The organism is Clostridia bacterium (assembly GCA_026414765.1).
GTDB lineage: Bacteria > Bacillota > Clostridia > Acetivibrionales > DSM-27016 > SKW86.
Window position 1 is genome coordinate 19,230 of the sequence record JAOAIJ010000008.1, and the last position, 16,151, is coordinate 35,380.

At 36.5% G+C, this 16,151-nt stretch carries 8 protein-coding genes; all 8 read right to left on the reverse strand.

Annotated features, from left to right (window positions below; translation table 11 throughout):
• Nucleotides 1-7: 7 nt before the first annotated feature.
• The 8 genes from N3I35_01005 to N3I35_01040 all read right to left on the reverse strand — a co-directional run bounded on the left by N3I35_01005 (nt 8) and on the right by N3I35_01040 (nt 15,806).
• On the reverse strand, nt 8-1,882 hold the full coding sequence (locus N3I35_01005; GenBank protein ID MCX8128664.1) for a sulfite exporter TauE/SafE family protein: 1,875 nt from the start codon (nt 1,880-1,882) through the stop codon (nt 8-10).
• Between the two features lie 217 nt (nt 1,883-2,099).
• On the reverse strand, nt 2,100-6,944 hold the full coding sequence (locus N3I35_01010) for an amino acid adenylation domain-containing protein (protein MCX8128665.1): 4,845 nt from the start codon (nt 6,942-6,944) through the stop codon (nt 2,100-2,102).
• A 49-nt stretch (nt 6,945-6,993) separates the two neighbouring features.
• Nucleotides 6,994-9,021 carry an alpha-amylase family glycosyl hydrolase gene (locus tag N3I35_01015; protein MCX8128666.1) on the reverse strand — a complete coding sequence of 676 codons (2,028 nt, stop codon included), beginning with the start codon at nt 9,019-9,021 and terminating at the stop codon, nt 6,994-6,996.
• Nucleotides 9,022-9,052: 31 nt separating this feature from the next.
• Nucleotides 9,053-10,516, reverse strand: coding sequence for a glycogen synthase (locus N3I35_01020; GenBank protein MCX8128667.1), 1,464 nt, complete (start codon nt 10,514-10,516; stop codon nt 9,053-9,055).
• Nucleotides 10,517-10,540: 24 nt separating this feature from the next.
• A complete protein-coding gene (locus tag N3I35_01025; protein MCX8128668.1) occupies nt 10,541-11,932 on the reverse strand; it encodes an MATE family efflux transporter in 1,392 nt (463 codons plus the stop codon).
• Between the two features lie 47 nt (nt 11,933-11,979).
• Nucleotides 11,980-12,636: a dihydrofolate reductase family protein gene (locus N3I35_01030; protein MCX8128669.1), complete on the reverse strand. Its 657-nt coding sequence runs from the start codon at nt 12,634-12,636 to the stop codon at nt 11,980-11,982.
• A gap of 72 nt (nt 12,637-12,708) precedes the next feature.
• A complete protein-coding gene (locus tag N3I35_01035) occupies nt 12,709-13,851 on the reverse strand; it encodes an extracellular solute-binding protein (GenBank protein MCX8128670.1) in 1,143 nt (380 codons plus the stop codon).
• 20 nt (nt 13,852-13,871) lie between these two features.
• Complete coding sequence (locus tag N3I35_01040; GenBank protein MCX8128671.1) at nt 13,872-15,806, reverse strand: alpha-amylase; 1,935 nt, start codon at nt 15,804-15,806, stop codon at nt 13,872-13,874.
• Between the last annotated feature and the right edge of the window lie 345 nt (nt 15,807-16,151).

Below are 16,151 nucleotides of genomic sequence, written 5' to 3' on the forward strand. Positions count from 1 at the left end.
ACTGATTTCAACCGCAACATCCTCCGCTACCGCTACTTCCCTGTGGTGGATTATAGGTCTCTATTTCGCTTTTTATCGCCTCTATATCAATATTATCTAAATCATCAACTACTTTTACATAACCGTTTAGCATCCCCATCCAGCATTTGAAGGTGAAATCCTCTTCAGGTGTCAAAAGAGGTGTTTCAGTTTGTCCACCCTGCAAATCCAACTGACCCTTGTACTCAGGGAAAATTACAGCGTTATTGCAAGAGTTGAGCCTTTCAGGATTAAACTTAATTTTTGCCTGTACACCTTTTTTAAGAATAACTACTGCAGGAGAAAAACCTTCATCATTAACTTTGATAATAACCTCCTGCTGGTTGTTTTCTATCTTTGCTATTTGAATATCATCTGTAGGTATATTGCCGCCATAAAACTTTGTCGCTTTTGACCCTGCTGCACAACAACCGCCTGTCGCCGCCGCTCCTGACTGACTTTCATCCGGGTTTTGGCTGAGATCATCTTCTGATATTTTTGTTATGTCCGATACTACTTTAATATTACTGCTGATCATACCCATCCAGCATGTATAATTTATATTACCCTCTTCATCAGGTGTAAATTCAATAATATTATCACCGGCCTCCAATCTCTTGCTAATTCCATACTTTGGAATAGTTAGAGGATTATTGCATCCGTTCAGATCACTTTTTTCTGCTTTAATCGTCCATTTTACAGGTATCCCTTTTTGAACAATTATAGGGCTATACCTGCCTGACTCAAGCTTTGTAGTAACTACCTGTATATTATCCTGAATCTGTGAAGTATTCCCCGTACCACTTGAAGAAGCATAGGCTTTAAGATTTATACCAGACAGATTCAACCCCCTGTCAACCATTACTATACCCAGTATCAATACTAATACAGCGCTTACTTTCATCATTTTATGAGTAAATTTGCTGCTTAAGAAAGAACTTATAGCTCCAAACCCAAACATCAAGGGTACTGTACCAAGACTGAACAGGAACATTGATGTTGCACCCGCAATAAAGCTTCCGGTTCCTAAAGCATATATCTGCATAGCTTGCAAAGGACCACAAGGCATAAGTCCATTTAGTAAGCCAATATAAAACGGGCCGTGTTTTGAGTCATTACTATAGATCTTTTGTCCGAATATTTTTGGCATCCTAGGATTTATTTTCCTCATCCAAGGAAAGATATTCATCATATTTATACCCATTATAACCATGAATAAACCGGATAAAATAGCGACTATACCTTTTGCGGCTCCTGAAAAGCTTATTGCAGAGCCAAGAGCGCCCACTATCCCACCTATCATTGTATAAGATATCACCCTGCCTGAATTATACATAAAACTCGGCTTAAGTTTTGAAAGCCTTCCCGATGCATTATTATCATATTTGTAAGATACACACTGAGACAGATTGATACCGCCGCACATGGCTATACAGTGCAAGGATGTCAGCAGTCCCACTACGAATAGTATTCCATATCCCATTGACTGATTTACCTGCGGTATAAAGTTAAAGCCAATTGTGTTTTTAATGATTACATAGAGTGCAAAAATTATTATTCCTATACCCAATAATTGATTTATAGGCATTTTATTACTATTCTGATTTTTATCTCTTTCTGTATTAACTGCATTTTCAAAAGGTTTGTTTTTTACCTTATAGTCGAGTTTTTCTATAGCCTCAATTATTTGATTAAGATTGACCAGATTTTGATCATATGCTATATATACATTTGAACTGCTGAAAATAGCATTAGATTCTATAATGCCATCAAGCTTTTGCAGTGTATTCTCTATCCTTATTTCACAACTTGTACAGGTCATTCCCTCTATCTGTAGAATCTTTCTTACCAGATTCTGTTCCATTGTTTTCCTCCTATCATAATATAGCTTTACGATTAACAAGTACTTTCAATTATTATATATGATAACATCAAAATGTGAAGATTTTATGAAGAATAAACTAAATTGGCTCAGATATACCTTGCACATTCTTTTTAGTTAATTTGACTGAGATACGGTAAAAAAAATAGAGCTGTTTTTAAGCTCTATTCTGGTAGATTATGATATATATTCTGATTTTTTATTTTATTGAATATTCTATTTCAGTAAATTGCGAAGCGTATACGATTTTCTCATAAGTTATGGAGAACAGACCGCAGCTCGATACTCCCCCATACTCCGAAATTTCGTAATTACATTCCCAGCCACTAAGTTTATCCTTTCTGCTGTAAAAGTAAATTTTATTCCCATCTTTTTCAATTTTCAAATATATATCTGTTCCCGGAAAAGCCTTTTCATATAGATTGCAGCTCTCACCTTTTTCAGGACAGAACAAAGCCAGACTCCTCCCTGTATTTAGACAATACATAAACTTTGTACCATTTCCGAGAAATACTATCAACCCACTTAGATAGGGATCTCCTACCTTCCCCTCTATAGAAACTCTTGCTGACAGTATGAAATCGTTATCTGTTGCGGGATTGATGAGCAGTTGCGGAGCATTATCCTCTATGTCCCAGGTGGCATAAGTCGTATGTTTGGAGTGTTCAAACCTGATTTTATCTTTTTCTTTAATGATATTTGCTTTTTTATAATTCTTTTCAAAAAAAAGACTGCTTTTCCTTTCATCTTCCTCTTTATTAATCAAACTTTCAAGATCAATCATAAAAAGTACTTTTTCCAGCTCTTTAAAAAATGCTTTTTCTAAATCAATACTCTTTTCAATGCTGACTTCTAAAGTATTTAAATCAACTGTGCTGCCTGAAGCAGCATCGTATAGTCCAAGCCGGATATCCCCCCAGCATTCAGAAGCCTTACCTGCAAAATCCTTTAAAATATCTATAGTGCTATGCTCCACACCTGCAGACTTGAGAAATCTGTAGAGCAAATCATGGTAAACAGGTTTAAAATTCAAAACTAGAAGCATGTTTTCGGACTCTTCCATTGTCAAACGGTTACCCATCCTCTTAAATAACTCATACTCAGGGTAATTGATTATGCTGGAATTACCCCGCACAGTGCACAAATGCAGCAAGTGTTCCTTGAGCAGCTTTATTTGTGAACACGAATCGCATTTTAAATCTCTATTTTGCATAAGTGACCAAAAATGTCCTTTTTTAAAATCAGGATACATGTTTTTGAAATAAAGCATATTCATTTCATACATCTCTCCGAAAGGTATGGTAAAATCTTTGTATATTGTACTTGAACCGCCATCTATATGTGAATTGTCAAGTATGTGGTAGATTTTCCTCTCTTCATCATACCCTTTAATAATGAAAAAATGTTTATGGCTGCTTCTTCTATACATCTTGTCATAATGAAGTGCTGACAAGTCTCCGGGGACCATGACAGGACAATTACTGTCCAGTTGTTCCCTGATTTTGCGGTGCATATCTGCTTCATCTTCATAGTTATTGGTTTTAAAACTCAGACCTGTCTTTGGAGCCATTATGCTTTCATGAAATTCAAAAAATTCATAGAAAATACCTGATTCCAATGCGTTGACAAACCAGCCGTCAACCATATGTGTGCAGTAATAACTTGTTAAGAACAGGAAAACCTCAAAATACCCTGACTTATATGATTCATACATAATTGCCATAGGTCTGAAGAAGCAGTTTAATTCATGCCATGAATAGTTGTCTATGTTTTCTACAACGCTTGGAAGAATTTTATTCCTTTTATGTTCTGTTTCACGATTATTCTCATCCAATATTTCATGTACACACAGTGGAAGCTCCGCGTTATTCTCCTTGATGGATTCCGAAATCCGTGCGATAGTCTTGAATTCGTATATATCAGATACTTTCAGGGATATACCGAGCTTGTTCAATTCTGAGGAAAGCTTCATAGCATGCAGTGAGTGTCCGCCTGCTTCAAAAAAGTTATCATGTATTCCAATCTGCCTGTCGCCTATTACCTTTTTCCAGACTTTAATCAAAAACTTTTCAAGGCCGCTTGCCGGCTCCATATGCTTATAATCATTATTATTAGCGGGTTCAGGCAATGCCCGAATATCAACTTTACCATTCTGATTAAGTGGTAATTCTTCAAGAAATATAAAATAAGATGGTACCATGTAATACGGCAGTACTGATGAAAGGTATTCCTTAAGCTCTTCAACAGATTTTTTCTTATAGCTTACTATATATGCACAGAGAAATTTATCCCCGTCGTTACTTTCCTTCACAGTAACGACAGCATTCTTAACAGACTCGTGAGCAGCAAGCCGGTTTTCTATTTCACCAGGCTCTATGCGGAAACCTCTTATTTTTACCTGGTTGTCGATTCTGCCTAAAAATTCTATATTCCCGTCAGGCAACCATCTGGCATAATCTCCGGTTTTGTACATACGCCCTGTTGTAATCAAACTTCCCGGATGTAATGAATGATTTTGGAAAATTTCCTTTGCAAAAGGATCAGGCACAAATTTTTCTGCCGTAAGTTCGGGTTTGTTCAGATACCCCCTTGCCAGTCCGTCTCCACCGACGCATAGCTCACCAGCTACACCTACAGGCATAAGATTATTATGCTTATCTACTATATATACTGTTGAATTGCTGATAGGCCTGCCTATTGGTATGTTTTCACTATATTCCTTCTCAATATGAAAGCAGGTAGAGAATGTTGTGTTTTCAGTAGGGCCATAACCATTTATTATATTCAACTGCCTACACTTGCTTCTGACTGCGTTAATGTGTCTGGGTGAGAGTACATCCCCTCCTACAAGGAGATTTTTCAACTCAGCAAACATATCTTCATTTTGTTGTGCCAGCATGTTAAACAAAGGCGATGTAAGCCATAAAGTCGTTATACCGTATTTTTTTATAGCCTCTCCCAATTTCCCCGCATCCAGCAATACATCTTCTCCGGTAAGATAAAGACAGCCTCCATTGAGAAGAGCGCCCCACACCTCAAAGGTAGAAGCATCAAAAGCAACCGCTCCTGTTTGAAGTATTCTTTCATTCTCATCGAGGTTGATGTAGTTTGTGTTTTTTACCAGCCTTATTACATTTCTGTGTTCTACCATTACACCTTTTGGCTTGCCTGTAGACCCTGAGGTGTACATGATATATATAAGATCTGTTGGAGAATTTATAGTTTCAGGATTTACATCATTACCTTTAGAATACCCGTACTCAATATCAAGGATATTGCCTTCAAACTCAAAGTCTTTAGACAAATCCTTCTGAACTAAAAGAATATCTGTACCGCTGTCCTTAAGTATACTGCTTATTCTACCTTCAGGATATTTAGGTTCCAGCGGGAGATAAGCACCTCCTGCTTTTATTACGGAAAGCATAGCTATTATCATTTCTATGGAACGCTCTGCCAGCAATGCAACTATACTATTCCGCTCCACTCCCATCTGTCTCAACAGATGTGCAAGACGGTTTGATTTTTCATTGAGTTCTCTATATGTCAACTGTTTTGTCCCGTATACCAGAGCTGTATTGTCCGGTGTTTTCTCGACTTGTTTCTCAAATAAACGGATTACAGTTTCACTTGATGGATATTCGGTTTTTGTATTATTAAACCTGAATAATATCTTATAACGTTCTTCCTGAGAAATAATACCAAGCTGACTGATTTTTTTTTCGGGATTCATAACAGCATCGTTCAAAAGATTTGAGTAATGGCTGCAAAACCTTTTGATTTCTTCATCCGAAAACATTTCTACAAGATTTTCTATCTCCATCTTGTATCTTCCGTTTCCATCCCTATTGCTTATATGTACACGGAGAGAATCAGCCTGCTGCATGTTGTATACAACTTCCGCCTCATAATCCATGTCTTTTTTATTTAGTTTCATTTGCTGATAAGACATTATTATGTTGTATATTTTTTCAGAAGTATTATGCTTCTCCCTGTAATCTTTGACTATATGGTTTAAAGCATATTTCTGATTTGTCAGTACTTGCTTCCATTTATTTTTGACTCCTCCCAGATATGTAAGAAAGTCTACATCTTCATCAATAAATAGTCTTACTGGAAACGTACATGCAAACATTCCGAAGATTTCTTTTTCCTTATCGGTAGCCCTATTTAAAGCTACAGAGCCAAGTACAACATCCTTTTCAGAAGTTACTTTGTTTATATAGATAGATAAGGCTGAAAAAAATACAATATAAGGGCTGAATCCGCTGTAATTACAGAAGCTGTTTATTTTTCCTGATAATTCAGCAGGCAGCTCAAACAAATTGAGTTTTGAAGCAGTATTTATCAAACCCGGCTTTGCAGGCTTTAGCCCGCTACAAGAAGGAACTGTTTCAAACTCTTTTTGCCAGAATTCCCGATTGGTATTATACATTTCTGAACTTAAGTATTCTTCCTCACTTTTACAATAACTTTCGATGTAATCAAGATAAGAAGGTGTGTCTTCTGAAATATCCGTACCATTTTTTATGCATAAATAGTACCTGATAAGTTTATTAATAAATATATTATATAAAGACCACCCATCCATAATAATATGATGTACCTTGATATACAGGATTAGCCTGTTTCTGCCTGTATTAATCAAAACAAATTTAAATAAATCAGAATCAAGAAGATTAAAAGGTATTCTTGTTTCAGATTCCATCCATTTTTGTATTTCATCACTACTACTGCCACTAAAATCCACTACACTTATTTCCTTAAATGTATAGGGTGAAATATATTGCTTCGGACGACCTTCGGCTTCAAACATACGCAGTCTAAGTCCGTCATTCTTTTCAAGGAAAAGATTTATTGCCTTTTCAAGCAAATGACAGTCCATATCCTCCTTAAAGGCTACCGATGCAGAGAAATTATACAGCCCTATTCCTTGATATATTTTTTCGCTATCCCAAATCCCAATCTGTGCATTTGTAAGATCATAATACCGGATTTTTTTTTTAGAGTTTTCATAATCCGGCACACATTCAATATTTTTATCCATTTAAATACACCTCATATTTATTTACTGGTTAGTCCAAATTTTAGTACTTTTATTCAAAGCACCCTATAATAACTTCACCGGGTTTTAAGAAATAATCCATTCCCAACTCCCATCTGATATTACAGATATCGCCGGAAGAAAAAAAGAGTGTTGCTGATTTAAAGTCTTGAAAAAGCTTTTCAGGGATTAAATCTTCAGGTTTTATTCTCCTTCTGTATGAAAAGCTTCTATTAGCAATAAGAAACATATTTTTACCGCTTTCCATATCGCAGTAGCAAATACAGGTAGTCTTACTCTTTTTCCGTAACCCGTGATGCCATAAGAAATTCTCTTTTTTCGTGACTACTGCTTTAAAAAATGATCTCAATGCATAAGCTTTTGATAATATCTGTTCTGCCCAAAGACGGTCATCGCTCAACCAGTGCAGGCAGTATTCATCAAAAAAAGCCAACCTTCCATACATTGGATCTCCAGGAGCAAGTACAAATCTTCCTTCTTCCGTATTATCAAGACCTAGATTCATGGGTTGTATTTCCATAACTTCAAATCCACTGTTTATAAACGGTATTGCATTTGGTAAAAAAATATTTATTAGAATTATCTGCTCAAGCTTTTTTTTGTCTTTGTGCAGAAAAACAGCCCTTGGTGTGTCTGGAGTCTCAATCGCCGCTGCAACCGGTATTTGTGATTTTTTTAATGTATCAAGGAAAAGTTGCTTGTTAAAACTGGTTTCTTCAAGATACTTGTAAAAATACCATACATAACCGCTGATGAAGTCAAAATTATCTTTCTTTGCCATACCGGAGTTCAGAACACTGAATTCTTCTGACCACAATATAAACTCCGGATTTTTTTCCCTTGCCTTTTTTATTATCTCTCTGTTTAGTTCCAAGGGAAGTACATGTCCCATATCTATTCTGGCGCCATCTATTCCGAAGTTATCCTGAAAATAAGGAATGGCACCTGAAACATATTCCCACAAATCCAGATTTACGTCACTTCCGGGATAGAGATTCAGACAAACCCCATCTTGCATGATATACGGAACATCTGATTGACCTGCAAACATCCGTCCCTTTTCACTTAAATCATAATAAAACCTGAGGAATGTAATGTCTGTCCATGGCGGCTGAGGATCATTTAGTACACCGGGAAAGGCCGGAACAGTAGTCAGACCGAATTCCCTTTCTATTAATTCAAGTATATTGCCCCCGTCACTTTCGTTTTGTATCTTAACCTTTTCCCATTTTTCCGGGCATACCTTATCTGGCGACAGGGAAAACATCGAAATATAGCTTTTCAGGTTGGTAGATTCGTACAAGTTCTTAAGTGTACTGTCACTTAAGCCTGTACATAATTCAACATTTTCTACCGAAGGAGTTTTGAAGCTGTTACTGCATTCTAAATCAATCCAGTAAAACCAGTCAGGATGCTCTATGATTAGATCGCTGTCTCTTGCTGCGGTTCTGAATACAAAATCAGCCAGCACCCTTATACCTAGAATATGACAGGCTTCAACAAAAGCTTTGAATTCTATTTCTAGAATAGCCTGGTTAGCTTCTCCAAGTAATTCATCATGAAGATTTCTGTCTATTCTGTATACGTTTTTTATTGCATAAGGACTACCCAATCCTCCCTTTTTATACCTGCTGCTGTATTCGAATATCGGAAGCAGATATATAACATCGATACCGAGTTTTTTTAGATAAGGCAGCAGACATATTGCCTTTAAAAAGGTACCTCCGCATATACGTCCGTCATTATAGTGACTCCATGCAGTATACATTCTTGGCAGCATGCTGTATATATTGCTATTGCAAATATTTTTTCTATTGTTTTTATGATTCTTAAGAGGCATCAAATAATTCCGGGATTTATCGCCGCTACCGGCAATATATTTCTCTAAGCAAAATTCCATAAACTCATATGGGTTTATGTTTATTTCTCCACTTCTGCCTTTATCCCGTGTATATTTTTCATATCTGCAGAAATTCCACACTTCAGGAATATAATAGTTTCCTGAGAATCCATTTTTCCTGCTTTTTATCTTTTCAAGCACTATTAACAGATTTTCCATACCAGCCTCCCTGTCATACTATATAATCCGATCAACCGGATATATACTGCGTACCATCAATTATGCATTTATACAGCTTTATATACTCACTTGATGATTTGTCCCATCCTAAAGGCTGAGTCATGCATCTATGCACCAATTCCATCCATATATCCTTTTTATGATAGTAACTGATAGCATTACGTACAGCATCAAGCATAACCCATTGATTTGCATACCAGAAAGAAAATCCGTTTCCTTCACCGGTTTTTTCATTGTAGCACTTAACAGTATCTTTTAGTCCTCCCGTCTCTCTTACTAGAGGGACTGCACCATATCTCATCCCTATCAGCTGGCTTATTCCGCATGCCTCAGTATAGGAAGGCATAAGAAAAATATCGGAAGCCGCATAAGTCTTGTATGCAATGCTTTCATTATAAGGTAAGTAGCGCATCTTATCCGGATAAGCCTTCATCATTTCTGAAAAAAGGTATCTATAGTAAGGAATACCGTCCCCCACCACTATAAACTGCAAATCATCCTTTAGCATTTCATGGAAGGATTTTTCTATAAGATATAGCCCCTTGGTTATTTCAAGTCTAGAAATAATGGCAACTATCGGAACATCATTTCGTACAGGTAGGTCAAGTTCACGCTGTAGCATTTCCTTATTTATTGCTTTTCCTTCCAAACTTTCATAGGTGAAATTAGCATACAGCCTCTTATCGGTTCCAGGATTATTTTCATCTGCATCTATGCCGTTTAGAATTCCATATAAATCCTTTTTCCGCTTGTTTAATACCGGTACTATAGGTTCTACATCAAACGGCAGACCTGTACTGATTTGATCTGCATAGCTTGGACTAACGGTATTTATTACATCTGCAAGCATTATCCCTATCTTCATAAAGTTTATCTGATTATAGAAATCAAGGCTATTTTCAGTAAAATAACTCCAATCTGTCTTTAACACATCCCATGCATTCTGTTTGCTAAATACACCCTGATATAAAACCGTATGTATTGTAAGCAATGTCTTTATATCTTTGTAATAATCGATAGAGCCATAATGAGTTCTCATATAGTAAGGAATAAAACCTGTCTCCCAATCATTGCACTGAATGATCTGAGGCTTGAACCCCAAGAGAGGAATGGCTTCCAGAACTGCTTTGCAATAGAATACAAACCTTTCCATTTCATCATCGTAGTCATATATTCTTTCCCTGTCAAAATAATAAGGGTTATCGATAAAATATACTATATTACCGTTATACTCCGTAAATTCAACTTTACACCGGAATTTTTTGTCTGAAATTTCCACATCCAGCTCACATACCGGCTGAAGCAGGTTTGAGTATTGCTCTCTAATGTTTTTGTATTTTGGCATTATGATACGTATATCATATCCCTTATTTCTTATTGCTTTAGGAAGAAAGCATGCAACATCCGCAAGCCCTCCTGTTTTGGCGAAAGGGTATACTTCTACAGCTGCAAAAAGTATTTTTATATTATCCATACATCCGACCTCTTTTCTTTGAGTTTATAGATTACTGACAAGGTTTTTTATCCATTTACGTGAGTAAACTCTGCGTAAACCGATTACAAACCGTATAATTTCTTCGCATGAGAGAATGATATATACCCAGTATACAGGCAAACCCAGTGCAAATGCTGCAATAAAGCCTGACGGGACACCAAACAGCCATGTTGTAGAGGATTCCATTACAAGTATGAATTTACTGTCTCCTCCGCTTGATAAAATTCCTGAGCCTATTATCATATTTGAAACTTTGACCCATAGGAAAAATGCAAATGCCAGCATAAGATACCCTGCGTACCTTCCAGTCTCTTCGGAAACATTATAAATCCCTATATAGAACTTTGACATAAGTATAATTAATACACCGAGACAGGCAGAAAAAACAATACTGAGTTTTACAAATTTCTTTGCATATGAGAGTACATTATCTTCCTTATTTGCTCCTATTGCATTTCCAAGGATAACAGCAGTAGCACTTGCCAATCCTGACAAAGCACCTATGGTAATTCCTTGTATTGGAGCAGTTATTGCTACAGCAGTATATTCCAAAGTTCCTATTCTGCCATAAATGATGCTGTATACCGTTTCTCCGAGCACCCATAGAAATTCATTAAGAATAAACGGGTATGTTATATTAAAGTAGCTGACTAAAAGTGGTTTTGATACCCCTCTCATCTGCTTAAAAGAAAACGCTGCCGGAAGCTTTAATTTATATGTAACTGCGAGAATAATCAGAAGCTCGACAATTCGTGCTATTACAGTTGATACTGCTGCTCCCTCCAAGCCCATTTCAGGGAATCCAAATCTTCCGAATATAAGTACATAATTAAGAATAACGTCCAGCACAACCCCTGTAATACTAGCAATAACGGGAAGCTTCACGTGTGTAGTAGATCTGAGAACTGCCGAGAACATAACCGTTAGCATAGAAGGAATATAACTGTATCCTACTATTTTGAGAAAAACTGCCCCCTGGGACATTACTTCCTTGTCATTTGAAAAGATCCCAATACAAAATTCAGGAGCAAATACAGACAGGCAAACAAATATTGCTGTAACTATACCACCTGAAAATAAACCTATTCCCATCAGTTGTCCAATTTTTCCAGTTTCCTTCTTCCCCCAGAACTGTGCGGTATAGACGGATACTCCTGCTGCTATTGCATTTAGTACAAACATCAAAATAGTTATCATCCTGTTGCTCATTCCTACTGCAGCAATAGATTTCTCGCCAAGCTGCCCTACCATTACCTGGTCCGCCATATTCAGCAGACTCATAATAACACTTTGAAGCGCTATGGGGATAGCTATCTTTGAAACTTTAGATATGAATTCTCTATTTGAATCCAATGAATTCTTAATATTCGACATAATATTTGATAAAAACAACATTAATTATTCCTCCGGTATAAATTGTGATAATATGATGCTTCATCTGGCTAGACTTTTGAATATCTCATCAAAGCATAATTCTGCCTTGGGTGTATTTCCTGAAGTTCGAATTTTCTGGTTCCCTGAAGTTCTGTATAACCTTCGCCGTCAACAAGTGTAATATTTGAAGCTCCTCCTATTATTAACGGCAGCTGCATCAGAATTATTTCATCGACCAGCCCGTCCTTTATCAGATTCCAATTTAGCTGTCCGCCGCCTTCTACCATGATACTTTCTACTGAATACCTGTTTTCCAGCTGCTTGAACAACTCTTTGAAATCCACGGTATCTTTCCCGCAAATAATGCAATCCTTTTCCATTTTCCTTATAGCATCCATTTTTTCATTATTTGCACAATTTTCTGTAGTGACTATAATAGTCTTTTTTTCATCATTGAAAATATTTGAATCAATAGGTATATTCAAGGTAGTAGTAGGAATAATCCTTATAGGATTCTTATCCTCTTCAAAACGGTTTGTTAGAAACGGATTATCGATTTCAATTGTTTTTCTTCCTACCATAATTCCATCCATGCTTCCTCTGAACTTGTGAATATACTCCATATCCTCAACAGAGAAAAGGCTAAAAAGATCCTTGCTTGAGTGACCGGCCCCTAAAGTAAGCTTACCGTCTATAGAAATCTGACTGAAAATTACTGTCTTCATAATTTATTCTCCTTTCTTAAAATAAAGCGTTGTGATGATTGACTTCCAAAATATATTTTAGTACCGGATTATTCAGCCGGCATTTAGTAATTGAACCTTTTCCTTCATTTTTTCTATCGTTTCATCAATACCTAGGCATCTCTGCCAGAAAAGCTCCTTGCCGAGTTCCATAACAGGCCAAAGATTTTTACTTGTTTCAGTTATAAGAAGAGGATGACTGGCATACATTTCTTCCAGTACAATCCTTTTATTCTGGGATGCACTATTTTTTATTTTCTGGCTGATATTCACATTCAGAGGAATCCTGTCAACTTCATTTAGCCACATCATCTGGCACTCCTCACTCAAAAGGAATTTTCCGAAGCCTAAAAGTTCATCTCTGTACTCCGATTGAAGAGATTGTTCCACATAAACCAACCCCAGAGTAGATGTGGTTGAAGTACATTTCCTGCCGTTTATAGCCGGTATTGCACAAACACCTGCTTTTTCTCCCAGATTTCTCATAATATAGCCGTATGACCACTCACCTGCAATAATTGCTCCTATTTTACCGTCAAAGAATTTCTCCAACATTTCTGTTGATGCGTCAAAGGTTCCAACTATGCCTTGTTTCATCATAGTATCAATAAATCGGAAAGCATCCTTCAAAGCTAAATAGTTGATATTTCCCGGATCACACCCCTTAACCGGCCAGGCGTCAAATGCAGATAAGATTGGCAATATCCAATAAAGCTGGCATATATCAAGTGAAACGGGAATTATTTTTTTCTTTTGCAATTCATCAACTTTTTGTTTAAGTTCTTTCCACTCAAGTAAGCCTGAAGGAAATATATCTTTGTTATAATATAAAACAAGATGATTCCCTCCTATCACAGGAAGACCATACTGTTTACCGCTAAAATTCATTGTTTTTAATGAGTTTTCAGAAATCAAGTCTTTAAAAATATTATCCGGTATTTCAGAAAATCTGCCTGTATTTGCGAAAATAACAAAATCAGATGGAAGAAACGCCATATCCGGAGCTTCATTGCCCCTTTTATCACCTCTGAAATACGCAGTGATTTCATATATGTTTTTAGCGACAGGATTGATTTTTATATAGTTTCTTTCTGAATACATTTTACAGATTTTTTCCAGAACATTTATTGAAATGTCCCCCGGACCGTCAAATTCATGCCATAGAACCAGTTCGTTTACCTTTTTATTTGTTTGCATAATACCTCCAATTAATTGTATTAACTAAAATTTTTAAGAACGAGTGCCTGTCCGGCTTTCATAACCGTACTTCTTATTATTGCAGCAGTATCACCTGCAGTATGAGTATCAGCCAGAACCTCATAAAAGCAGTATTCAGGCATTAAATTCCCCAAATCAATTAATCTGTCATTTTCCATATCCAGGTTAAGACAGCAAAGGATAGTATTTCTACCTTGCTTATAGCCGTAGATAAGTATATCTTCAGGTGAATCAGGAATGATAAGGTTTTCTGGCTTTATATATTCCTTGTATTCCTTCCTCAAAGCACTTAAGCGCTTAAGCAAGAAAACCATAATTTCTGCATTTTCTTTATTCCACTCAATAACCATTTTGTTAAAAAATGCTTTTGGTATTTCTGCGCCGTTTGTATTATCTGCAAGCCCGCAATTTAAAGGCTGGATTTCATTTACTTCGAAGCCTGTAGTAATATAAGGGACACCTTTTGGCATAAAATAGTTAAACATAGCCATATTTTTTGCCAAAAGCACGCCTCCCTCCCTGCTGGTAATACGAGGTGTATCTGCAGTTTCTGCACAAGCAAAAATATGGATTTGAAGTGATGGCAGGCTTTTAAGGTATTGTGTCAGATTTTCCTTGTTTATCCTGGACATAAGATTCCAGTTATTCCCCAGCATTATATTGTATCCGCTTTTTGATGCCTTAATATGATTTTCATTTATCAGATCTTCGCTTATCAGTACTGCATCCGGCTTTATTTCCCTTATCACTTCAAATAGATGGCTTAAAAGTGGAGTTGGAACAGTATGTCCTATATCCACCCTGAATCCGTCGAGACCGTATACCTCCATACCATGACGTATTGCCTGCTCCATCATATTCCACAATCCGTAATTCGGCTGTTCTGCTGGAAACATATTGCACTTAATGGTGTCAAACATGACATAAGGAGGTTGATCCGGCTGTATATATTTTTTCACACTTGGAGTTACATCCATATAAAGTCTTAGAAACGTAATATCCGTCCATATAGGCTGTACATCGTTTATCCAATCCGAATGTGCCGGAGCAGTAGTGATTTTCATTTCTCTTTCAACAAGTTCCAGTAATTCTTCTCCGGTATTGTCACTTCGCTCTTTTAGTTCATTCCATAGTACAGGATTTATAATATCAGGCGAATGAGTGAATTTTTTTAGATGTAAAGGTGTCTCGGCGGAAGTATAAACAATGTCCAGATTCTCAGGAGTACACTCCTGGAAAAAGTCCAGACCGGGAATTTTTGGCGGACAAAAACCCTTGAGTGCGTCTAGTTTTATCCAATAGACCCAGTCGGGATGTTCACTGATCAAATCGCTGTTTACAGCAGTTACGCGAGGAATGAAGTCATGTACTACTTTTATCCCAGACAGATGGCATGCTTCCACCAGAGAGATGAATTCCTGGTCAAGTGAAAAATCTTCCATACCGTCCAATAATGGATCGTGCAGATTGGGGTCCAGTTCAAAAAAGCTTTTTATTGCATATGGTGAGCCAATATCTCCTTTTTGCTTTAATGTACTGTATTTTGTTACAGGCAGCAAATAGAGAATATTCACACCAAGCTCTTTCAAAAAAGGCAGCAGGGCAATTAAGCGCAGAAAAGTACCTGATTCGATCTCATTATCATGGTTGTAATCCCACGCTGTTGTATATCTGACTAATGAATTATAAATTACGCTATCATCCATAGTTGTGTTTTTTGTTTTTTGGCTATTTTCTGAATTATTAAGAATATTCCTGATAGTTGATGAGATATACTCATATGGATTTACAAGTATTTCTCCAGCATTTTTACCTTTAATGTTTTCAAAATGTATACTGTTCCATATGGATGGTATCCAGAACAGTAAATCCGAATTTTTTTCCCGTTTGTCAAGAAAGTTATATATTTGCTCCAGATTATTTGAATTTTTCATAAATTTGTACCCCCTGTTTTTATTGGACCTGCAAATAGTATGCAAAAAATAGCGTAATTTGTTATAACTTGTAATCTATGGGCATACAACAGATATACAAAAAATATATAAACGGACTATGTCCGGAGTTTTCATTCAGAATCTTTGTTTTTGAGATAACTCTTCAGAAATGCCATATTTCTACTTTTTTCATGGACATTTACCTCAATTTGACAATTATTCAAATACAATAAAAATTATTATAAGACTCATTTTTTCGATAATCAACCATAAATTATAATATTTTACAATTTGTTACACAAATTTCAAAGATTAATTTCTGCTATAAGTCCCTCCTAATAAAGG